Source organism: Mediterraneibacter flintii, assembly GCF_055387595.1.
Genome location: NZ_AP031405.1, coordinates 2,623,345 through 2,645,553, shown reverse-complemented (window position 1 = coordinate 2,645,553; position 22,209 = coordinate 2,623,345). Strand labels below are relative to the sequence as shown.

At 39.1% G+C, this 22,209-nt stretch carries 20 protein-coding genes; 16 read left to right on the top strand and 4 right to left on the bottom strand.

Annotation, left to right across the window (positions count from 1 at the left end):
• The 16 genes from ACZ5C4_RS12530 to ACZ5C4_RS12455 all read left to right on the top strand — a co-directional run bounded on the left by ACZ5C4_RS12530 (position 1) and on the right by ACZ5C4_RS12455 (position 18,342).
• Positions 1-1,620 carry an aldolase catalytic domain-containing protein gene (locus tag ACZ5C4_RS12530; protein WP_464521290.1) on the top strand — a complete coding sequence of 540 codons (1,620 nt, stop codon included), beginning with the start codon at positions 1-3 and terminating at the stop codon, positions 1,618-1,620.
• Entirely contained in the window at positions 1,613-3,478 is a 1,866-nt protein-coding gene (locus ACZ5C4_RS12525) for a glycosyltransferase (RefSeq protein ID WP_464521289.1), read from the top strand. The genes ACZ5C4_RS12530 and ACZ5C4_RS12525 overlap by 8 nt, the downstream gene beginning before the upstream one ends.
• Positions 3,479-3,495: 17 nt before the next feature.
• On the top strand, positions 3,496-4,524 hold the full coding sequence (locus tag ACZ5C4_RS12520; protein ID WP_464521288.1) for an O-methyltransferase: 1,029 nt from the start codon (positions 3,496-3,498) through the stop codon (positions 4,522-4,524).
• A 44-nt stretch (positions 4,525-4,568) separates the two neighbouring features.
• Entirely contained in the window at positions 4,569-5,348 is a 780-nt protein-coding gene (rfbF, locus tag ACZ5C4_RS12515) for a glucose-1-phosphate cytidylyltransferase (RefSeq protein ID WP_464521287.1), read from the top strand.
• Entirely contained in the window at positions 5,345-6,415 is a 1,071-nt protein-coding gene (rfbG, locus tag ACZ5C4_RS12510; protein ID WP_464521286.1) for a CDP-glucose 4,6-dehydratase, read from the top strand. The genes rfbF and rfbG overlap by 4 nt, the downstream gene beginning before the upstream one ends.
• A gap of 2 nt (positions 6,416-6,417) precedes the next feature.
• Positions 6,418-7,335 (top strand): NAD-dependent epimerase/dehydratase family protein, encoded by a 918-nt coding sequence (locus ACZ5C4_RS12505; protein WP_464521285.1) that lies wholly within the window; start codon positions 6,418-6,420, stop codon positions 7,333-7,335.
• Between the two features lies 1 nt (position 7,336).
• Positions 7,337-8,497: a UDP-galactopyranose mutase gene (gene glf, locus ACZ5C4_RS12500; RefSeq protein WP_464521284.1), complete on the top strand. Its 1,161-nt coding sequence runs from the start codon at positions 7,337-7,339 to the stop codon at positions 8,495-8,497.
• Positions 8,498-8,506: 9 nt separating this feature from the next.
• Entirely contained in the window at positions 8,507-9,274 is a 768-nt protein-coding gene (locus ACZ5C4_RS12495; protein WP_464521283.1) for a hypothetical protein, read from the top strand.
• A 43-nt stretch (positions 9,275-9,317) separates the two neighbouring features.
• Complete coding sequence (locus ACZ5C4_RS12490; protein WP_464521282.1) at positions 9,318-10,772, top strand: LCP family protein; 1,455 nt, start codon at positions 9,318-9,320, stop codon at positions 10,770-10,772.
• 15 nt (positions 10,773-10,787) lie between these two features.
• Positions 10,788-11,015 carry a hypothetical protein gene (locus ACZ5C4_RS12485; protein WP_464521281.1) on the top strand — a complete coding sequence of 76 codons (228 nt, stop codon included), beginning with the start codon at positions 10,788-10,790 and terminating at the stop codon, positions 11,013-11,015.
• A gap of 391 nt (positions 11,016-11,406) precedes the next feature.
• Positions 11,407-11,826, top strand: coding sequence for a GNAT family protein (locus tag ACZ5C4_RS12480; protein WP_464521280.1), 420 nt, complete (start codon positions 11,407-11,409; stop codon positions 11,824-11,826).
• 13 nt (positions 11,827-11,839) lie between these two features.
• The gene (locus ACZ5C4_RS12475; RefSeq protein WP_186874021.1) at positions 11,840-12,523 is read left to right on the top strand and encodes a response regulator transcription factor; all 684 of its coding nucleotides are present in this window, start codon (positions 11,840-11,842) and stop codon (positions 12,521-12,523) included.
• A gap of 3 nt (positions 12,524-12,526) precedes the next feature.
• Complete coding sequence (locus tag ACZ5C4_RS12470; protein ID WP_464521279.1) at positions 12,527-13,510, top strand: sensor histidine kinase; 984 nt, start codon at positions 12,527-12,529, stop codon at positions 13,508-13,510.
• Positions 13,511-13,950: 440 nt separating this feature from the next.
• On the top strand, positions 13,951-14,715 hold the full coding sequence (locus tag ACZ5C4_RS12465; protein ID WP_464521278.1) for an ABC transporter ATP-binding protein: 765 nt from the start codon (positions 13,951-13,953) through the stop codon (positions 14,713-14,715).
• A complete protein-coding gene (locus ACZ5C4_RS12460) occupies positions 14,712-16,763 on the top strand; it encodes an ABC transporter permease (RefSeq protein WP_464521277.1) in 2,052 nt (683 codons plus the stop codon). The genes ACZ5C4_RS12465 and ACZ5C4_RS12460 overlap by 4 nt, the downstream gene beginning before the upstream one ends.
• Before the next feature lie 151 nt (positions 16,764-16,914).
• Complete coding sequence (locus tag ACZ5C4_RS12455; protein ID WP_464521276.1) at positions 16,915-18,342, top strand: LPXTG cell wall anchor domain-containing protein; 1,428 nt, start codon at positions 16,915-16,917, stop codon at positions 18,340-18,342.
• A gap of 155 nt (positions 18,343-18,497) precedes the next feature.
• On the opposite strand, the gene ACZ5C4_RS12450 is transcribed toward ACZ5C4_RS12455, so the two are convergent.
• The 4 genes from ACZ5C4_RS12450 to ACZ5C4_RS12435 form a co-directional block, all read right to left on the bottom strand.
• Complete coding sequence (locus ACZ5C4_RS12450; RefSeq protein ID WP_464521275.1) at positions 18,498-19,388, bottom strand: YitT family protein; 891 nt, start codon at positions 19,386-19,388, stop codon at positions 18,498-18,500.
• A gap of 87 nt (positions 19,389-19,475) precedes the next feature.
• Positions 19,476-20,084: a glycerol-3-phosphate acyltransferase gene (locus ACZ5C4_RS12445; protein ID WP_186874026.1), complete on the bottom strand. Its 609-nt coding sequence runs from the start codon at positions 20,082-20,084 to the stop codon at positions 19,476-19,478.
• 5 nt (positions 20,085-20,089) lie between these two features.
• Positions 20,090-21,214, bottom strand: coding sequence for an MGDG synthase family glycosyltransferase (locus ACZ5C4_RS12440; RefSeq protein ID WP_464521274.1), 1,125 nt, complete (start codon positions 21,212-21,214; stop codon positions 20,090-20,092).
• Positions 21,215-21,289: 75 nt separating this feature from the next.
• Positions 21,290-22,207: an AEC family transporter gene (locus ACZ5C4_RS12435; RefSeq protein WP_464521273.1), complete on the bottom strand. Its 918-nt coding sequence runs from the start codon at positions 22,205-22,207 to the stop codon at positions 21,290-21,292.
• Positions 22,208-22,209: the final 2 nt, after the last annotated feature.

Below are 22,209 nucleotides of genomic sequence, written 5' to 3'. Positions count from 1 at the left end.
ATGGAAAATTTAAAAATAAAAAGTTCATTTATTTTAGATTGTACATTACGTGACGGCGGATATTGTAACGAATGGAAATTTGGAAAAGGAAACATAAAAAAGATTATTGGCAGCCTCGTTTCCGCTAAGATCGATTTTATAGAATGTGGTTTTCTTAAAAATAATTTTCAATACGATGATAATGCAACAAATTTTGAGAATATAGAACAGATTATTCCATATATTGGGAAAAAAGATAATACGAAACTCTATCTTGCAATGGTAAATTATGGACAATTCGATATATCTACCTTACCTGTGTACGATGGTACATCTATTGATGGGATTAGAGTGGCATTCCATAAAAAAGACGTTAAAGAAGCAATTGAATGGTGTGCCCAAATAAAGGAAAAGGGTTACAAAGTATTTATACAGCCTATGGTTTCAATGAATTATACGGACGAAGAATTTTTAAAATTGATTCACTGTGCAAATGAAGTAAAACCGTATGCTTTTTATATAGTGGATAGTTTTGGAGTAATGAAAAAGAATAATTTAATTCGTCTTTTTTATCTGGTAGAGAATAACTTGGATAAAGATATATTAATAGGGTACCATGCACATAATAATATGCAGCTTGCATACTCAAACGCGCAGGCATTGTTGGAAGTACATTCTATTCATAGTTTGATTATAGACTCAAGTGTATATGGAATGGGGCGGGGAGCCGGAAATTTAAATACGGAATTGATAACAGAATATTTAAATGAGAATTTTGGGAAGGCATACAGGCTAGAACCTCTGCTCAGGATTATAGACAGTGTATTAAGTCATTTTTATAGGCAGACTCCTTGGGGATATTCACTTCCCAATTATTTGTCGGCAAAGCACAACAGCCATCCTAATTATGCTAGTTATTTAGATGATAGAAAGACATTGACAGTCGAAAACATAAATGATGTGTTTTATCTGATGGACGAGGAAAAGAAAAATAATTACGATGAAAAATATATAGAGTCTTTATATTTTCAGTATTTAGATAGGAAGGCTGGGCGTGAGGGGCTATTTACGCTGGAATATTTATTAAAAGGAAAAGAAATTGTAATTATTGCTCCGGGAAAGTCTGTAAAGGAAGAAAAGGAAACAGTAATTGAATGGGCGAAAAAAAAGGACTTTGTGTCGATAAGCGTAAATTTTGCATATGAGTATTACGATACAGATTTTATATTTGTAAGCAATGTACGCAGATATAAAGAGCTCGACAAAAAATTTAAAGGGAAATGGATTGTTACCACGAATGTTGAATGTGCGGAATCTGCTATTGAAGTGGGATATAAAAATTTGTTAAATGAGACAGATTGCGTTCGTGACAATGCAGTTTTAATGTTGATAAGGTTATTAATTATATCAAAAGTTAAGAGAATTTATATTGCAGGGGTTGATGGGTATAGTATGGACAAGGATAGTAATTATATAAATCCAGATATGGACAATATTAACAGTAGAAAAATTTACAAAGCTGTTAATACAGGAGTGCTACAGGTTTTAAAAAAATATGGGAAAGAAGTAGATTTACGGTTTATTACGAACGAAAGATATATTCCATTTAGTGAAATAAATAGAGGGAAAAATTATGAATAATTTAAAGATAACTATTCCAGAAAAGAAAGAAATTTTGGAATTTGCTGTAGAATCTGAGATGTATAAAAAAATTCCAGTTGATATATACGAAAACAATCTAGATTTAAAAGAGTATTATTACCGATATGGTTATTTGTGTGTTTTCCATTATACCTGGAAAAATGTAGATGCAGAGTATAAAGGTGTATACCTCGATTCGCAATACTTTACTTTTTCAGAAAAGTCACATGCTCCAGTAGAAAATTATATGTATTTGAATCAAGAGGCTGTAGAAAAATACTGCTTGAACAATGAGGAATTATACCAACATGCCATTAAGAAAGCGGATGGAATAATCAACTACAAAAAAGAAGCAGCAGCACTGTGTAAAGAGATTGCAAGGAGACATTTATTTCTAGATAGAAACCAAAATGTGGATAAGCAGACAATTCAGGAATGCATGAAAATAGTCAAAATGTTATATCCCAATATATATGGAACCGTAGAAGAATACTTTAATGGGAATAATTGGATAAATGGTTATAGTTTTATATTGCGGAACGATATATTTGACGAATTAGCAGAATGGGTATTCAACATATTAAATGTTTTATCAAGAAAATACTCAGGTAAGACATCCAGTATCCTTCTGAACGTGAACCTCGAACAAATAGGCTATTTACTAATTGAAAGCTATTTATATTTTATGATGCAGACAGGGAAATATAATTTAAAAGAGGCAAATTTGGTGAATTTTATTCATACCTCTAAGGAAGAAAGTATTTGCCCGGCCTTTTCAGAAAATAATATTTCTATACTGTTGGTCTCTAGTGAATATTATATGCCATATACAGTTACCTGTATTTGGTCCATTATAGAGAATATGTCGCCATATTATAATTATGATATTTTGGTTATGCAAAGCAGTCTGTCGGATGAAAGTAAAAAAATACTGAAGGAAATGTGTGAGAATATTTCTAATTTAGAAATACGTCCAGTAGACTTGAAACGACATTTATTCAAATATAAGCTCAACGTGAGTGAAAGAATTACAAAAGATATTTTTTATAGAACTATCGCTCCATTTGTATTAACAAATTATGAAAAGATGGTAGTTTTAGACACGGACTTAGTAGTAAATAGAGATATTGCAAAATTATACAGTACGGATTTGGAAGAGTATTGCGTTGCAGCAACCAGAGATATTGTAATTGCAGGTTTTCTAAATGGAGCGAATAAGACGGAACAAGAATACTATTTTAATGAGTGTGTTTTAAGCAATCCATTTGACTATATCAATACAGGGGTTATGGTGCAGAACTACTCAAAAATTCGGGAAAAATATGAATGTCAAAAATTTATGAAATTTTTCCAGGAAAAAGTATATCATGTTCAAGAGCAAGATTGCATGAATCTTTTGCTGGATGGCGAGATTAAATTTATTGATATTAGATGGAATGTAAATTCTTATAATTATTCCAGAAAAAAATATACCATTGAAAATGCACCTCGTGAAAGATATCTGGAATATTTAGAAGCAAGAAAAGATCCATATATTATGCACTGGCCAGGTTCTGTAAAGCCTTGGGATACTCCGGATGTAGACATGGCACGCTATTTTTGGAAATATGCGAGAAAAGCTCCGTTATATGAAGTAGTCTTGTTAAGATTGATTAAAGGAGAAACTGGAAAAGCAATTCAAAAGCATGAGAAGGAGATAGAAAAAATACAAACTGTTGCGGCATATACAGACAGTGTAGATGAGAGTTCAGAAGACATAAAAAAGCTGAATGTTAGACTGTTTCCATATAATTCGCGCAGGCGTAACTTCATAAGCAAGATATATCATAGATATATTATAAAATCAGGAAAGTGGTAATTTTAAAGGAAGAAAAAATGGACGGACTGACGATTACAAAATGTACAGGTTATACAGAATGTCAGCAGTTATTACAGGACAACGAATTTAAAGAAATTTTAGAAATGTCGCCTACAGAAGCAGAATTTTTATTCTATATAATTAAAAAATTTAATCCTAAAAACCTGCTGGAGATAGGAATTGCAGCAGGCGGTTCCTCATTACTGCTACTTGAAGCGATAAAAAATCAAAAAGATGCTGTTTTATATTCTATAGACTGCTGTAATCTGTATTACCGAGACAAAAGCTTAAAAACGGGTTATTTTGCCAAGAGGAAAATAGGATCTACAGATAAATGGAAGACATATACTGGTGGACTAGCATACGAATATATGGATACTTTTGATAAAAAGTTTGATTTTGTATTATTAGATACCCGTCATATGAATCCTGGAGAACTACTCGATTTTCTGATGGTTTACCCATATATGAGTGAGAATGCGGTACTGGTTTTGCATGATACAGCTATGCATACACTAGCCATAGAAATGCAAAGATCGATAACAAATTGTTTATTAATGAGTGCAATAAACGGCGAAAAATATATTCCGGAAACATATGAGCCAGTTTATTTTCCGTCAAAGCATCCGACAGAAAGATTACACGTAAATAAAAGATGTGTCCCTAATATTGGAGCAATAAAAATAGACAACAAATTGAAAAATAATATATACAACGTTTTTAATTTATTAAGTCTGCCATGGTATTATTTTCCAGAAGCTGAAAAGTTATCTGAAATTGGAACGTTTTTGCAAAAACATTATGATAAAAAATATATTGCTTTATATGAAAGTACAGTTAATTATCAATTGCAGGTGAAAACTATCAAAGAGGAGATAAAAAATACAGAGAATTCATATCAGCAGATGAAACGGGAAATTATAAATATGAAGAATTCAATAAATAAATTAGAACGAGAATATTTAAAAAAAGAATTTGATGGTTTGTCGGAAAAAATAGAAAAGTTACAGGCTTCTGTAAACTTAATAGAAGGGAAGTCAATATAAAATATAAGAAAAACAGAAAGAAAAAATGCAATGGGAGGATAGAGATGAAAGTAGTAATATTGGCAGGGGGATTTGGAACGCGAATTAGCGAAGAATCTCATTTAAAGCCAAAACCAATGATTGAGATAGGTGGACAGCCGATTTTATGGCACATTATGAAAGAGTATGCTTATTATGGTTTTAATGAGTTTATTATATGTGCAGGATATAAACAACAAGTTATCAAAGAATACTTTGCTAATTATTATTTACATCGTTCAGATATTACATTTGATTTTTTGCACCAAAATGAGAAGAAGATTCACAGTAATGTAGCAGAACCTTGGAAAGTCACAATTGTGGATACAGGGTTAAATACAATGACAGGAGGAAGAATAAGAAGAATAAGAGATTATATTGGTAATGAAACCTTTATGCTTACCTATGGCGACGGGGTATGTGACTTGAATATTTTAGATTTAACTGCGTATCACAAAAAGGGTGGAAAACTTGCAACAATGACGGCTATTTTGCCAGGGGGTCGTTTTGGTACTTTATCTATCGGGAAGGATAATGTAGTAAGTCATTTTGCTGAAAAGAGAAAAGAAGACGGTGGCTGGATTAATGGCGGATACATGGTGCTGGAACCAGAGATATTTAATTATATTGAGGGAGATTTTACTACATTTGAAAGAGAACCGTTGGAACGGTTATCAGCAGAAGGACAGCTTCAGGCGTATAAGTATGATGGGTTTTGGCAATGTATGGATACAATGCGAGATAAAATGTTATTAGAGGAATTGCTGGAAAAAGATGAGGCACCTTGGAAAGTGTGGGATAAATGAACTTGAGTTTTTACAGAGGGAAGAAGATATTGGTAACAGGACATACTGGATTTAAAGGTAGTTGGATGTGTATGTTGTTGAAAATGCAGGGGGCGGATGTGATTGGATATAGTCTGTTGCCAGAAAAGACTCCTAATTTGTTTGAGATAGCAAACATAGAAAAGGATATGACTTCTATTATAGGGGACATTCGCAATTTAAGTGTGCTGGATGAAACGTTTGACAGATATAAGCCAGAAATTGTAATACACATGGCGGCACAGCCTCTTGTCAGAGAAAGTTATATAAATCCAGTTTATACTTATGAGACAAATGTAGTTGGAACAGTTAATATTCTGGAGGCAATACGTAGACATGATAGTGTAAAATCTTTTGTAAATGTGACAACTGATAAAGTATATAAAAATAATGAATGGGAGTGGGGATATCGTGAAAATGAAATATTAGACGGATATGATCCCTATTCTAATTCAAAATCCTGTTCAGAGCTAGTAACGAGCTCCTATAAACGAGCTTTTTTCTACAACAGACAAGTTGCGGTATCAACTTGCCGTGCAGGTAATGTAATCGGTGGAGGAGATTTTTCAAAAGATCGCATTATACCAGATTGTATACGTGCAATGGAACAAGGAAATAAAATTATGGTGCGCAATCCATATTCAGTTCGGCCCTATCAGCACGTATTAGAGCCAATATGTGCATATCTAAAACTGGCAGAAGCACAATATAAAGATAAAAGCCGATATGAAGGAAGCTATAATATAGGTCCTGAGGATGAAGATTGTGTAACAACTGGAGAACTAGTAGAACTTTTTTGCCGTTCCTGGGGAAAAGGGGCTTCCTGGGAAAACATTTCTGAAAAAAATGCTCCCCACGAGGCATCATTTTTAAAATTAGACTGTTCACATATAAAAAAGGTTTTAAAGTGGAAACCTAAATGGCATGTGAATGAGGCTGTCAGAAAAAGTGTAGAATGGGGACAGGCTTATTTAGATGGAAATGATGTAAAAGATATAATGGCTAAACAAATCCTATCATATTTGAATGAAACTTCAGGAGAGCAGTAAATATGAAAAAAGTTTTTATTACCGGAGCATCTGGGTTTATAGGAAAAAATTTGATAAACAGACTTTTAGAAGCAGAAGTAGAAATATATGCATTAGTTATGAAAAATGAAATAGAAAGGATACCAAAGAATAATCACTTAATTCCGGTTATAGGTAACTTAAATGATGTGGAAGAAATAGAACACCAAATTAAGGACGTCAAGTTTGACGTAATTTTCCACTTGGCATGGGAGGGAGTAAGTACTTCTTACAAAAATGAATTTCATATTCAGATGAAAAATATTAATTATGCTCTCAATATTATGCAGATTGCAAGAAGACATAGGTGCAAAAAAGTTATTATAACAGGTTCTGTAAGTGAATATGCATATTGTAAAAAAATCAGTAGCGACCAAATGCCTATACCGAGTGACTTTTACAGTGCCACCAAGGCAAGTGTTCATATATATTGTGACTTTTTTACGCGGTTATATAAAGATGTTTCTCTAAACTGGACTGTGATTTCTAGTATTTACGGTCCGGGAAGAGAAGATGACAATATTCTTTCTTATACAATTAAAGCATTACTTTATCATCAAGAGACACAATATACAAAATTGGAACAAATGTGGGATTATGTATATATTGATGATGTAATTAGTGCATTGCTGTTGATAGCCAGAAAAGGAATAGCGGGAAAGATGTACCAGATTGGTAGCGGGCAAGCAAGAATGCTGAAGGAATATATTATTATGGTGAAGCAATCAATAGATTCTGAAGCAATATTAGGAATTGGGAAAATACCATATAAAACAGAAAGAATCGATAATTCCATAGTGGACATCCGAGAATTGCAGAAAGATACAGGATACTGTCCAGCGGTTACATTTGAAACAGGGATAGAAAAGACAATAGCATATTTTAGAAAACGGAGTGTATGAAATGTATGATTATTTAGTGGTGGGAACAGGCTTAAGCGGAGCTGTTGTCGGGCGTTATCTGGCGGAGCAAAAGAATGCGAAAGTACTCATGTATGAAAAACGTAGACACATAGCTGGTAATATCTATGACTATTATGATAAGAATGGAATTATGGTTCAAAAATATGGGCCTCATATATTTCATACAAGTATAAAACGCGTAGAAGAGTATGTGAAAAGATGGTGCCCATGGAATAGTTTTTATCTGGAATGTTCTGTATATATGAACGGAAAGTATACCCCTTCTCCGTTTAATTTTTCTACAATAGATACATTTTTTTCAGCAAAAAAGGCAGAAATGATTAAAAAGCATATAGCTTTAGAATATGGCTCTCTTGATAAGGCTACGATTGTTCAAATGCTGAATAGCACAGATGCAGTTGTAAAAGAATATGCGAAATTTTTATATGATAATGACTACCGATTATATACAGCAAAACAATGGGGGATTTCACCGGACGAGATAGACATTAGTGTATTACAGCGAGTACCGGTTTTATTTTCTTATAAGACAGGATATTTTGATGATAGTTTCCAGGCAATGCCAGAAGGCGGGTTTACTAAATTTGTACAAAAAATTTTAAAGCATCCTAATATAACAATAAAGTGCGGTATAAATGCTGCAGAGAAGCTTTATATAGACAAAGGAAAAATTTATACTGAGGGACATGGAGCGATTCCTGTAGTTTATACAGGACCTTTGGACGAATTATTTGGCTATAAATATGGAAAGTTGCCTTATCGTTCACTGAGATTTGAATGGAAAACATTGGGAATAGACAGCTACCAGAAAACTCCAGTTGTAGCATATCCACAGGAACCAGGATATACAAGAATTACGGAATATAAAAAGCTTCCACCGCAACAGAAAAAAGATAAAACTACAATTGCTCTTGAATATCCTCTTCCAGTAAACGACAGTGAGGAGTTGGAACCATATTATCCGGTTCCTACAGATGAAAATAAAACACAATATTTGAAATACCGTAGAATTACGGATTCTCTTGACAACTTTTATATCTGTGGAAGGCTTGCTGAGTATAAGTATTATAATATGGATCAGGCGATAGACCGTGCTTTTGAGCTATGTAATATGTTAGAAAATAAAAAGAAATTATGTTAGGACAGGCCTATGAATGATGAAGTAAATAGGGTGAATTTTGCAGAAATACAACAAAGCATTGATGCTGTATATTATGAGACAAGTAATCTAAAAAATATGATTCAATGTCAAAGAATTCATAAAAAATCTTTCCAAGGGTATAGAAACTGTTTTAAGGGAAAAACGGTAGTTCTAATGGGAGCAGGCCCTACTGCAAAGCGTCATAAAAAGATAAAAGACGCAGTGTATGTTGGCGTAAATAATGCGTGTCTATTGCCCCAGGTACAATTTAATTATTTATTTTGTCAAGATTTTTATATGGATGCAGAGAAGAAACATGCAATATTAAATTATAGAAAGGAATCTTGTACTAAGTTTTTTGGGATCATACCGGATAAAAGGATACAGAGTTGCAGAAATACAGAGTGCGCTAAACATGTTAGAAGATGTCCTAAATATTATATTATTGATGGAAATGCAAAAACGTATTATATATACGATCTTTATCAGAATAAAATTGCACTGGATATAGAAAATGAACCTCTGAAGGCAGACGGCATTATTTTTTGTGCATTACAATTTATATTACACTGCCATCCGCGTAAAATATATATAGTAGGATGTGATTGTACTTCCGGTTTTTTTTATGAGTCAGAAATAACTTTTGACAACACGTATATGATAGAAATGTGGCATGAATTTAAGGAATATATAGATGAATTTTATTCAGATATAGAAATTGTATCTATAAATCCGGTTGGATTAAAGGGATTATTTATTGACTATTATGATGAATAGGAAGAGATACACAGATCAATTCATATTAAGAAGGGATTAACCTATGATGAAAAATCAACGAACAAAACGGATACGGTATAAGTTAATAGGCTATTTTTTCATAGCCTTCTATGCTCTCTGTGCGATTGCCTTCCTTACCTTCTGCGCAGACTTACACATGTTTCCGGTAACTTACATGGTGATCGCAGCGGCGGTATTTGCTATCTTTGGGGTCATATTTGCCATCATGCAGGAAAAATTTATCCTTTCAATTGTGGCGGATATACTGTGTGTACTGCTGGCAGCGGGGTGTATTTTTGGGTGTTACTATATCCATAAAACGAATGTAACGCTTCAGGATGTCGCCACTGCGGATAAGCAGACAGATATAGTGTCTGTATATGTGATGAAGGAAGATCCGGCACAGAGTATCGAGGACGCGGCGGATTACTCTTTTGGAATCAGCACGACCATTGACAGAAAGAATACGGACAAGACGGTGAAGGAGCTGGAGGAAACTCTGGGAAATACACTGGATACACAGGAATATGACAATGTGTTTGACATGGCAGATGATTTGAAGGAAGGAAAGCTGGGTGCGATTATTTTAAACAGCGCGTATCTGGGAATTATCGCGGATGTGGAAGGCTATGAATGGGCGGGAACCGACTTGCGGGAAATTACGAATGTGGCACATGAAGCAGAAGAGGAAGAGACAGCGGCAGTGCCGGACAATGTACCGGATACCTTTATCATGTATTTAAGCGGGATTGATACCTATGGAGGAGTGTCGGCACGTTCTAGAAGTGATGTGAATATCCTTGCTGTGGTAAATACAGAGACAAAAAATATTCTGCTACTTTCTACGCCCCGTGACTATTATGTGGAATATTCTGTGACGGGAGGAGCAAAGGATAAGCTGACCCATGCAGGGATTTACGGGGTGGATGCATCTATAGACGCTTTAGAAAGGCTGTATGGAGTGGACATCAATTATTATCTGCGTATTAATTTTACTGGATTTATGGACATCATTGACGCACTGGGAGGAATCGAAGTCTACTCGGATTATGATTTTACTGTGGAGCCAATCAAAGAGTATCACCAGGGGTACAACCAGCTTTCGGGAATCGAGGCGCTGGCATTTGCCAGGGAGAGGTACAGCTTTGAGGACGGAGATTACCAGAGGGCAAAAAATCAAATGGAGGTCATACGTGCAGTGATACAGAAATGTGCGTCCTCCTCCCTGCTTGCAAATTACAGTTCTGTCATGGATGCGGTGGCAGGAAGCTTTGAGACAAATATGCCGCAGGATCAAATTGCTGCGCTTGTAAGGATGCAGCTTTCCGATATGGCGCAGTGGAATATTACCTCTTATACAGTAAGTGGAACCAGTATGTACGCACAAACGTATTCTATGCCGGGACAAGAATTGTATGTAATTGAGCCGGATCAGGCAACAATAGAAGAGGCGAAACGGCTAGTAAGTGAGACGATGGGAAGCAAAGAGCAGGAATAGAGAGGATAAAGACAGATGATAAATCCAGTGACGGTAATGAAAGTATTAAGTGAGAGAAAGGCATTTCTAGAGAATCATCCGGAGCTTTTTAAGTTCCTAAAGGAAAGCTTTGGAGGAGAGGTAAAAAGAGGGACAAAGATAAATGTAGAGGTAACAGAGACGAACGGAGAAAGAAACACACTGACTATTGAAGTGAAAGAAAGTGATCTTCCTTTTCTAGACAGCCTAAAAGAACTTTTTTGATAAAAACTATCAGCATGACAGAAAGAAGGTTGTGCTGATAGTTTTTTTCACTGCTTTTCATCCGGCGGCAAAGAGGCGGATTTCACATTTGAGGTTTTTAAGGCAGTTCAGCCCGCGCCATTCGTAAAACCGCACTGCGTGCTTATCGTGGCTGCCGCCACCGTTTTACTCATTGATAGGCGCTCATCTCATACAGATGTACGCTCGCAAAAACATGCAAGCATGTTTTATGCTTCCCGCACATTGTATGGCTGAACTGATACCTTTGAATTATAGGTTTCCTTGAATTGGATTGTGTTTCTTACCCTTACGTGGTAAACTTAAAAAAGGAACAGCAGGCTGCAATGCTTTCAGGCAGCAGAAACTACAGGAAAGATAAGGGGCGGGTAGGATGGCAGTACCGTTGTATATTAGAAATGAATATTTTAGAGGGGTTATGCTGGCAGATAAAAGTGCACATATATTGGAGTTTAAGTATAAAGGGGAGACGATCAGTGTATATGAGGAAAGTACGCTGATTTTCTGCCTGCATTATCATTTGGAGAGTAAATTTAAAGCGGAGATTCTGGATTTTTACTTGATTGACAAAAACTTAAGAGGAAAAGGCTATGGGACAGTCTGTATGAATGAGATTTTAGAGCAGCTTAACAAAAAGCGTGTGACTATGGTGAAGGCTCCCCTTGGATATGCAAAGCTTCCGGACGGGTATGCCAGCAGAGAACAGTATGAGGCGCTTTTGAGTGGCTTTTATGAAAAGACAGGTTTCTCGATTGGCGGCGATCTAGATACAGCAATACAGATATTAAATTAAGGCAGGATAACAGATGTATAGAATTCTGATTATAGAGGATGACCTGGCGATGGCGCAGGCCATTCAAAGGGAAATGACAGTGTGGGGAAATGAGGCGGAATATGTGGAGGATTTCCAGAATGTGCCGGCACATTTTGCAGAGTTTGATCCACATTTGATTCTTTTGGATATTACATTGCCATTTTATAATGGTTATTACTGGTGCGGTGAAATCAGGAAAATTTCCAACGTGCCGGTTATTTTTATCTCGTCCGCGGCAGATAATATGAATATTGTCATGGCAATGAACATGGGTGGAGACGATTTCATAGCAAAACCGTTTGATTTGAATGTGCTCGTGGCGAAAGTACAGGCAGTGCTCCGACGGACATATGATTTGTCTGGAAAAGTACCGGTTTTAGAGCACAGAGGAGCTATGCTGAATCTGTATGACACGACCTTTGTGTACAATGGAAAGAAAATCAATCTGACGAAAAATGAATTTAAGATTCTTCAAACATTGCTGGAACAAAAAGGGCGACTGGTAAGCCGAGACACGCTGATGACGAAATTATGGGAGACGGATGACTATATTGAGGAGAACACGCTGACAGTCAATATTGCCCGTCTGCGTCGTAAGCTGGAAGCAGCAGGACTAAATGACTTTATTGCAACCAGAGTTGGGGAAGGATATATTATAGAAGTGACAGGGAGATAAGAGATGTTTTTTGATTATCTGTATGAGCACCGGTATACTGTCGTATGGGCATTGGGCTGTTTCTTATGTTTTGCGGCAGTATTTGTGCTATATAGGATTGACATACGGGCAGTCGTATATCCGGGAATGCTTAGCGGGGCAGTAAGCCTTTTATTTTTAATACCAGGTTATCTCCGTTATAAAAGAAAACGGGAAATACTGAAAATGCTGGCATGGGAAGAGGAGGATGTGACAGAGCAGCTCCCAGACGTGCAAAGCCCGCTGGAAAGAGAATATCAGGCACTTGCAGGGCGCATGGAAAAGAACCGGCGCGTAAGCGAAGAAAATCAGGTGGAAGCGCAGAAGGATATGCAGGACTATTATGCCACTTGGGTACATCAGATAAAGGCGCCTATAGCGGTGCTCCGCGTTCTCACGCAGAGAGAGGATACAAAAGAAAACCAGGAAATGCGTTCAGAATTATTCCGTATTGAGCAGTATGTGGATATGGCGCTTTGTTATGCCAGGCTTGGAAAAGACGCCTCCGATCTTGTGCTGCAGGAATATGCGCTGGATACAATTATAAGAAAAGCCATCCGCAAATATGCTGGACAGTTTATACGCAAGAAAATACGGCTTGTGTACAGTGGGACAGACGAACGTGCCCTGACAGATGAAAAATGGCTGTCATTTATTTTGGAACAGCTTTTATCCAATGCGGTAAAGTATACCGCAAAAGGAGAGGTGCGCATCACAGTGGATGACAGAAAGCATCTGACGGTTGAAGATACCGGAATCGGGATTGCGCCGGAGGATGTTCCGCGGATTTTTGAGAAGGGATATACGGGCTATAATGGACGTATGGATAAGAAGTCTACTGGAATCGGACTATATCTTGTAAAAAAAGCGTCAGAAAAATTGGGACATTCTCTTAGTGTTTCCTCAGTAGCGGGAAAAGGAAGCCGATTTACGATTGATTTGAATTCTTATCCGTTTCAGGCAGAATAAAATAGGTAAAATCATAAAAAGTATACCTTCGGGCATCCCGCATTTTGTGCCTATTTTGGCTGGCGGGCTTTGCCCGACAAGGTATACCCTAAAGGGCACACCGTAATGCATTCCCTTCGGGAGGGCGGGCTTCGCCCGACAAGGTATACCCTAAAGGGCACACCGTAATGCATTCCCTTCGGGAGGGCGGGCTTCGCCCGACAAGGTATACCCTAAAGGGCACACCGTAATGCATTCCCTTCGGGAGGGCGGGCTTCGCCCGACAAGGTATACCCTAAAGGGCACACCGTAATACATTCCCTTCGGGAGGGGGCTTCGCCCGATAAGGTATATATTACAAAATTGTCACATGAAACAGCTATAATGTCACAGGATTCGATGTCGGACATTATAGCCGTTTTGTTATACTGGCTTTGACAACAAACAAGGAGGACATAAAAATGGCAATTTTGGAAGTCAGAAATCTAAAGAAAATATATAAGCCGCGTTTTGGAGGAAATCAGGTACAGGCGCTCTCAAACGTCTCTTTCTCTGTAGAAAAAGGAGAATATGTCGCTATTATGGGAGAGAGTGGTTCAGGTAAGACGACGCTTTTAAACATTCTCGCAGCGCTGGATAAGTCGACGGGAGGAGAGGTTTTTTTAGAAGGGATTCCTCTTTCTTCTATTAAAGATCAGAAAATTTGTGAATTTAGGAGAGAAAAATTAGGATTTGTGTTTCAAGATTTTAATCTGCTCGATACATTTACGATTCAGGATAACATTTTTCTGCCTCTCGTATTAGAGGGAAAACATTACAAAGAGATGAAAAAGAAACTGGATCCTATTGCAGAGGAGTTGGGGATAGCAGAGCTTCTCAATAAATATCCGTACGAAGTGTCCGGCGGACAAAAACAAAGGGCAGCAGTCGCGCGTGCACTGATTGCAGAACCGAGACTGATTCTTGCCGATGAACCTACTGGGGCGCTGGATTCTAAATCTACAGATGAGCTGTTAGGGCTGTTCGCAAAGATCAATCAGAGGGGACAGACCATTTTAATGGTTACGCATTCTGTGAAAGCCGCAAGCAGGGCGGGACGTGTACTTTTCATAAAGGATGGAGAGGTATTCCATCAGCTGTATAAAGGGAAAATGACAGATGAGCAGTTCTATCAGAAGATTTCGGATACCCTTACAATACTGGCGACAGGCGGTGAAGTACAATGAAGAAAGGATTCTATTGCAGACTTGCTGTAACAGGCATTACAAAAAATAAAAAACTATATTACCCATATATTCTGACATGTATTTGTATGGTGATGATGTTTTATATTATCTGTTTTCTCAATCAGAGTGGAGAATTTAGAAAAATACCCGGAGGGGATGCAATGCAGTCCGTCCTTTCCTTCGGGTGTGGCGTAATCGGAATTTTTTCTCTTATTTTCTTGTATTATACGAATTCTTTTCTCATACGGCGAAGGAAAAAGGAATTTGGACTTTACCACATACTAGGAATGGGAAAACGCAATCTGGTCAAAATTCTCATATGGGAAAACATTCTGACGGCGCTTGTATCACTGGTGATGGGACTTCTGATCGGATTTTTATTATCTAAGGCAGCCGATCTTCTGTGTGTGCGGATTATGGACGCCGAAGCAGGCTTCTCCATGCATATAGAACCGAAAGCGATAGGGATGACAGTGATTTTATTTGCGGTTGTGTTCTTTTTGATTATGCTTAGGATGCTGCTGCATATTTACCGTTCGCGTCCGGTAGAACTGCTGCAAAGCGAAAGTGTGGGAGAGAAGCCGCCGAAGGCAAACTGGGTGATTGCACTCTTTGGACTGATACTGCTTGTCGGGGCGTATTATCTTGCATTGCATATTGAAGAACCGGTTACGGCAATGGTGTGGTTCTTCGTGGCGGTCGTGATGGTTATTTTTGCAACGTATCTCCTATTTATTACGGGGTCTGTAGTATTTTGCAGATTACTGCAGAAAAATAAAAGCTACTACTATAAGACGCGCCACTTTGTTTCCCTCTCCTCAATGGTATACCGTATGAAACGAAACGGGGCGGGGCTTGCTTCTATCTGTATCCTTTCTACTATGGTACTGGTTATGCTTTCCTCTACAGCATGTCTGTACCTTGGGGCGGAGGAGGGTTTACGGGGCAGATACCCGAGGAATATTGTGGTAGATACCTATAGCCAGGAAGAGAAGTATGAAAAGAAAGTACAGGAGACAATAGAGGACATCTTAAAAAAACAGCAGGAGAAGCCGGAAAATATCCTGCAATATACGATGCTCGATATAGCAGGGTACCAGGCAGGAGATACCATATACCTGAATCCTGAAAATATAGGTATAGGAGTAGATTTGTTTGAAGATATACGGCAGCTGTTTATCATTCCTCTGTCAGATTATAACCGTCTAATGGGAAAATCGGAGACACTGGAAGAAAACGAGGTGATGATTTATATGACAAAATCCCCTCAGAGTGGGGAGTCATACGGATATGAATATGATACGCTTACATTAGAAGGGTTAGGCACCTGGCAGGTGAAAAAGACAGTGCCGGAGTTTGTAAATAATGGAATCGACGCGCAGCAGGTCATGTCTTCCCTGTTTATATTTGTCAAAGACGAAAACGTGATAAAACAGTTCTATAATGGGCAGGCGGCAGTATATGGAAAAAATAAATCCTATCTGCACACATACTATGGATTTGATTTAAACTGTGGCAAGGAGAAGCAGATTGAGATTACAGAGGAAATCAAAAAGCAGATATATACGTATATGGAGCAGGACGAGGCATTTCCGGGAGTGATAGTAGAAGGCGTCGAACAGGAGCGTTCCGGTTTCTATGGATTATATGGCGGATTGTTCTTTTTAGGAATTCTGCTTGGAATCATTTTTATATTTGGCACTGTCCTAATTATGTATTATAAGCAAATATCAGAAGGGTATGAGGACCAGGGAAGATTTGCGATATTGAGAAAAGTGGGAATGAGACAAAAGGAAATCCGGCAGAGCATTAATTCGCAGGTGCTGACCGTATTTTTCCTTCCGCTTATCATGGCGGGGATTCATGTAGCGTTTGCTTTCCCGTTGATTTCCAAATTACTTGTGTTATTTGCAATTACAGATAAGAAGCTTCTTCTGTGCATAACAGGAATCTGTTATCTTGCCTTTGCAGTATTCTATATCTTAGTCTATATCATAACATCCAGGGGATATTATGGAATTGTAAGCGGAAAGAAGGAACAGTATTAAAAGCAGAAGTACAGGAATGAGGAAGGAGGCACCTTCAGGATTTGGCTTGCTTTTTGTGGGATCCTTGCGTATACTGTAATCAGTTGCATGTAAAGTGTAAAGGATGGATTTGCAGAGGCGTATAAAAGAGAAGCAAAAGGGAGATAACAGCATGGGAAAAGGAAAAGCTGTTCTGGCCTTCGCTGTGGCAGCAGGTATGGTGGGCATGCTTGCCGTACCGGCTTCGGCGGCGGATACAGAAGGCGCAGTGCAGGAATTAAAAGTTGAACTCGCAGACGGATCGGGGATCTGGGTAAAGCCTTCTTCTGAAACCGAGGAGCAAAGCTATGATGTAGAATTTACTTTAAGCGAGGAGGAAACATTACTACAGGTGCCGGAAACAGTGAAACTATATCAGTTCGACGAGGAAGCTGCATCATTTGTGGAGGCCGAGGGAGGGTATCGTCCGGGAGGCACGTATTATATTTCCTTGACAGAATTGCTGGAGGATGCTGACGGAAGCGATGTGTACTGGCAGAGTATGAATATAATGGATATATGTATACAGGAAATGGCGGGAGGAACAAGCAGCAGGGAAACCGCATTTCAGATACAAAGCGGGGCGGAACAGGTGGAAGAGATTTCTTTTCCGGCATGGATCGACGTAGAAGAGCAAATGCGGGTGCCTTATATAAAAGTGGAATTTCAGGAAGACCCGTCTTTGTTCAGGGAGCCTCTTTCTTTTGATTTCAGTGTCAGCCAGACAGGAAGCTACATGATTTTGGGTGATAAGAACGCGGTGAAGCTTCCACAGCCGTACGATACTATAGCTCAGACACTGACAGCACAATATATACCGCAGATATTTGATGTCCTTGCTGGTAAAGCATGGTTGGAAGGAAAAAGAGAGGAAGCTACGCTGATAGAAGCAGAGTCAACGCAGGAGGCTGCTGTAGGAGGAAAGGTCTCTTTGTCCAATCCTATTATTTTACAGACGGCTTCCCCCATCACTCTGGACGGTGCATGGTATGAAGTGGAAGGGATTTCGGAGGGACAGTCTTTTGAAAAAGACGGTGTGATCTCCATAGAGGCAAAAGGATCGGGAATGAGTAATACAACACCGAAGGAAAACGATCTGCGTTACCTTCCTGTATCATGGATGATAGAGAAAGGGGACGTGGAAGTAAGAAACGGTTCCTGGCAGACGGAAGGCCCTTTTACAATCGAGGAAAGTGCGAAGGAACTAGGGGCAGGAGACTATACGCTTACAGTGCAATTTGCATACCAGACCTATAAGGCAAGTGCTGGAGGCTGGGAAACCACCGAAACAGTGACGGCAAAGACGGCCTTTTCCGTTATGGGAGCAGACGAGGGAGGCTCGTCGGAAACACCGGATGACGAGAAGGACAAAGGAGATGCAAATACAGGCGGGGAAGGACAGAAGAAGCCTGAAAAAGGTGGTTCCGACAGTACAGAGGGAGCTTCGTCATCTCCGAAGACGGGAGAGGAGAATAACCGGATACTTTTAGCGGGCATGCTGTGCATACTGTCCGCCGGCGCAGTAGGTGTCTGCGTATACAAAAGAAAAGGAAGCAGATAAGCGAAGAGGATGATATAAATAGAAAAAGCCCTCCGGGCGGGATGCGCACGCCGCAATAAGGAAATTTTACCGCTTTGCGGTATTGCGGCGGCGCGCAAAGTAGACAAGCCCCTCAAGAGTGAGGGGCTTGTCTACTTTGTTCCAAGAGATACCAGTTACGGATCCAACCGTTTGATAAAATTTCCAGAGACAGAACATCCCTCATTAAATACCATAAAAGCATTGGGGTCTATTTCTTTTACAATTCGCTTGATGGTGGCTACTTCATGCTTGGAGATGACAACAAAGAGGACAGAGGAATGTTCGTTTGTATAGGCCCCTGCCCCATCCCAGTTTGTGACGCCCCGTCCGGTCTGCTGCATGATTGCCTGTGGGATTCCCTCTTTTTTTGTAAAGATGATGACACTCATGTTGATATTCTGTATATGTACTCTGTCGCAGGCAATAGAATATACAACACCATAAATGAGCGAATAGATGACGATTTCTATGTTGAACATGGCAAGACAGATCCCATATACAAGAATATTGATAATAAGGGACATCTTTCCTACGCTAAAACTGTGGAATTTTTTTGTAAAATAGAGTCCAAGTATGTCCTGTCCGCCGCCAGAGCTTCCGCCGCGTAAGATAAGTCCAGAACCCGTTCCCGCGATTATGCCTCCGATAATGCAGGCAGTCAGATAGTCCTCGATGATTGGGTGGATAGGAATAGGAATCAAGGTCAAGGCAGCGGTCTGTATCAGGATGGTTATGATAGAGCGCACAAAAAAATTTTTGCCCATTGTCCATGCCAGGTAAATTAGAGGGAGGTTAATCAGCAGATAGATAATACCGGCGATGTCGGTCTGCCCGAAAGACAGATGGAACACCTGCAAAAGAAAGGTACGGATTAACTGGGAAATCCCCATGAATCCACCGTTATAAAGGGAAAGTGGAGTGATAAACACATTTAGCCCAAAGGCAAACATGACAGAACCAAGCACGGCATATCCCATACCGTTTAAACCAATGCGCTGCATAGTGGATGAAAATTTTGGTGACATAGTACAATCACTCTCCTTTTTTGAAAGAATTCCTACAAAATCCTTTACATATTATAACAGGTTCTAGACTGCAGTACAATATCAAAATTAGCGATTCCACTGTAAAAAATGAATACTAAAAGGTTCTTTTTTATATTTCATCAGATGTTTTAAAATGACAGTCGCAGAGATACAGAACGTTCCGTAGACAAATGACCTTACAGGTATTGTCCAGGCGCAGGCCAATGTAAAACAAAAGAAAGTAATGATACTGCGGAACAGATGTGGACGAATGATGACAACGGCAGAAAATAAAAGATAGAATACAATCAGATAAAGAAGTGGAGTTAGAAAGGGATATAATCCCAGCAGACAGCCAAAGGAAACGGCGATGGCCTTTCCCCCTTTTTTGAACTGGAGAAAAGGAAAGGCATGTCCTATAACTGGTGCAGAAAGTACAAAACAGAAAAGAGGCGCTTGAGGGCGAAGAAAGCGGGCGGCGAAAAAGACAGGAAAAAATCCTTTGGCAAGCTCTAAAAAAATAACGAGTGTGCCAATGCCTGCACCGGCACAGGCAAATGCATTAAATGTACCTGGATTCTGATCTTCACTTAACCTTCGAATATCCATATTACAGAAAAATTTTGGTACAAGATATGCATACAGAATACTTCCTGAAAGATAACCGACGATAATAAAAAAGATATAACCTGCCATAGTATTTATTCTCCTGTTGCCTCTGTAAAGCTTCGTAAAAGCTGATATGTTTTTTCTGCGGCATCCTTTGGGATGACTCTTTTCTGGGCTGCACACATAGATTTTTTTAGTTCCTCATCTCGGATCAAATTTTGCCCCGCACGAATCTGTCCATAGAATTTCCGAGAAGTAAGGGAAAGCCCGTGGGTAGTAAAAAAATCGAGATTTTTAGTTTCGCAGCCCGGAATCGGGCGAGTGTGCACAATAGGAATTTCCTTTACCGCTGCTTCCGTGCTTGTAAGTCCGCCAGGCTTTGTAAAAAGAACATCGCTGGCATCCATATAGGCAGAAATGTGTTCTGTATAGCCTAATATCCGTATATTATCGTAATTGTGAAAAGATTTCTGCAATATTTTACGGAGTCTTTTATTATTTCCACAGATCACAATAATATATTCATCGGGTGAGAGCGTTTTAAGAAGTTCCGCTACGAAAAATGGGATTTTACCGAATCCCATACTACCACTCATAATCAGATATACGTGTGCAGCTTCTGGAATCCGGCAGATCCGGCGAGCATAGCTTTTTTTGCCTTTTTCAGAGAATGCCTTTCTGACGGGGATCCCATAAGGCTTTAACTTAGATGCAGGGAGTCCTTTTTCTTCGAATTCTTGTGCAAGAGAAGGGTGGGGAATGATGTATGCATCGCAGTTTGTCTCTTCCCAAAATGGAATACAGGTATAATCCGTTTCTACAGCAATCACTTTTTGGCGGAGTATCCCTTTTTGTTTCATATAGGTAAGTGTTTCCGCAGCAAAGAGATGGACTGTAACAATGGCGTCATAAGAATGAGCGTCGAGATATTTTTTCAGAGGCTGTGCAAGCAGTGTATTTGCATAATAGACAGGAGATTTCCTTTTCTTTGAGCTTACCAGTGTCCCAGCTTTGTAGAGAAGCTGAAAGAATCCAGGGGCATGTGTTACAATTCCAACGTAGCTGCCGCCAACCAGACGGGAAATTCGTTTTCCGGCCAGGAGCATAATATCTACGAGTTCAGCTGTGCCTCCATGTGATACAATGCATTCTTTGAGCGCCTTGCCGGCATAATTGTGTCCCTCTCCTGTATTACAGGATAAAATTAATATATTCATACTACAATTTGTCTCATTTCTATAAGTCAGTTCATTTGTGTCAATCCATATCAGTATAACCGTTTTTTGCGGGAGTTATATCATAAATCCCGCAAGAAAGATAACAACAGGGATGGTGAAGATAGAAAGTATGGTAGAAAATGCAAAAATTTCCGATGCGTACGTATAATTCTGGCGAAAACGAATTGCCATCATAGTTCCTGTTGTAGCAGTCGGACATGCCGCAGCAATCAAAATTGTATATGCAACATCATGCGGGAATCTGCATAGGGCAAGTGCTGCTAAAGTAAGAAGCGGGACTATCAGTAATTTTAAGATGGAAGCCCTGTATATTTTTAAAGTGGTAAACAGCTTTTTTAAATCTGCCTGCGCCACAGAGAAGCCTGCGACCATCATGGCAAGAGGTGTATTCATGTCGGCAATATAAGTCATAGAGTCTAGAAGAATATCTGGAAGTGCGATTTGAGAAAAAAACAAAATCAAAGCAACCCCTGTTGCAATAACGACAGGGGAAAGCAGTCCTTCCTTAAGCTCTTTTAAGCTGAATTCCTTTTTCATCAGGCTTAAGCCATGCGTCCAGGAAAAGAGGTTAAAAAGAGTGATATACGCGGTGAGAAAAAATACACCTTTGTTTCCGAGTACACTGTGAATTAATGGAATTCCAATAAATCCGCAATTCGAATAAACTACGCTGAAACGCTCAATACAGTAATCTGGGTTCTTCTTTACAGGAATGAAGAGATTCGCAGCGAATATGGCGATTATATTTGAAACGGCTGCGGCGACAAAGGCGAGAAGAAGCCCATGCACCAGCTCTGTATCATAATCAGTCTGCAGTGCGGTCAAAATGACACAAGGATTGACAACTAACAAGAGCAGATCAGATACAGTGCGGTTCCCCTCCTGCCCAACCAGACGGATCCGGTAGCAGACAAAGGCAAGCAGCATGATAAAAAACATTTTTAGAAGTTGACTGAATATCAGTATAAACATAA

What these genes read in the sequence shown, in the direction of transcription:
- ACZ5C4_RS12530 (WP_464521290.1), top strand. Translation starts at nt 1, where the DNA reads ATGGAAAATTTAAAAATAAAAAGTTCATTTATTTTAGATTGTACATTA.
- ACZ5C4_RS12525 (WP_464521289.1), top strand. Translation starts at nt 1,613, where the DNA reads ATGAATAATTTAAAGATAACTATTCCAGAAAAGAAAGAAATTTTGGAA.
- ACZ5C4_RS12520 (WP_464521288.1), top strand. Translation starts at nt 3,496, where the DNA reads ATGGACGGACTGACGATTACAAAATGTACAGGTTATACAGAATGTCAG.
- rfbF (WP_464521287.1), top strand. Translation starts at nt 4,569, where the DNA reads ATGAAAGTAGTAATATTGGCAGGGGGATTTGGAACGCGAATTAGCGAA.
- rfbG (WP_464521286.1), top strand. Translation starts at nt 5,345, where the DNA reads ATGAACTTGAGTTTTTACAGAGGGAAGAAGATATTGGTAACAGGACAT.
- ACZ5C4_RS12505 (WP_464521285.1), top strand. Translation starts at nt 6,418, where the DNA reads ATGAAAAAAGTTTTTATTACCGGAGCATCTGGGTTTATAGGAAAAAAT.
- glf (WP_464521284.1), top strand. Translation starts at nt 7,337, where the DNA reads ATGTATGATTATTTAGTGGTGGGAACAGGCTTAAGCGGAGCTGTTGTC.
- ACZ5C4_RS12495 (WP_464521283.1), top strand. Translation starts at nt 8,507, where the DNA reads ATGAATGATGAAGTAAATAGGGTGAATTTTGCAGAAATACAACAAAGC.
- ACZ5C4_RS12490 (WP_464521282.1), top strand. Translation starts at nt 9,318, where the DNA reads ATGATGAAAAATCAACGAACAAAACGGATACGGTATAAGTTAATAGGC.
- ACZ5C4_RS12485 (WP_464521281.1), top strand. Translation starts at nt 10,788, where the DNA reads ATGATAAATCCAGTGACGGTAATGAAAGTATTAAGTGAGAGAAAGGCA.
- ACZ5C4_RS12480 (WP_464521280.1), top strand. Translation starts at nt 11,407, where the DNA reads ATGGCAGTACCGTTGTATATTAGAAATGAATATTTTAGAGGGGTTATG.
- ACZ5C4_RS12475 (WP_186874021.1), top strand. Translation starts at nt 11,840, where the DNA reads ATGTATAGAATTCTGATTATAGAGGATGACCTGGCGATGGCGCAGGCC.
- ACZ5C4_RS12470 (WP_464521279.1), top strand. Translation starts at nt 12,527, where the DNA reads ATGTTTTTTGATTATCTGTATGAGCACCGGTATACTGTCGTATGGGCA.
- ACZ5C4_RS12465 (WP_464521278.1), top strand. Translation starts at nt 13,951, where the DNA reads ATGGCAATTTTGGAAGTCAGAAATCTAAAGAAAATATATAAGCCGCGT.
- ACZ5C4_RS12460 (WP_464521277.1), top strand. Translation starts at nt 14,712, where the DNA reads ATGAAGAAAGGATTCTATTGCAGACTTGCTGTAACAGGCATTACAAAA.
- ACZ5C4_RS12455 (WP_464521276.1), top strand. Translation starts at nt 16,915, where the DNA reads ATGGGAAAAGGAAAAGCTGTTCTGGCCTTCGCTGTGGCAGCAGGTATG.
- ACZ5C4_RS12450 (WP_464521275.1), bottom strand. Translation starts at nt 19,388, where the DNA reads ATGTCACCAAAATTTTCATCCACTATGCAGCGCATTGGTTTAAACGGT.
- ACZ5C4_RS12445 (WP_186874026.1), bottom strand. Translation starts at nt 20,084, where the DNA reads ATGGCAGGTTATATCTTTTTTATTATCGTCGGTTATCTTTCAGGAAGT.
- ACZ5C4_RS12440 (WP_464521274.1), bottom strand. Translation starts at nt 21,214, where the DNA reads ATGAATATATTAATTTTATCCTGTAATACAGGAGAGGGACACAATTAT.
- ACZ5C4_RS12435 (WP_464521273.1), bottom strand. Translation starts at nt 22,207, where the DNA reads ATGTTTATACTGATATTCAGTCAACTTCTAAAAATGTTTTTTATCATG.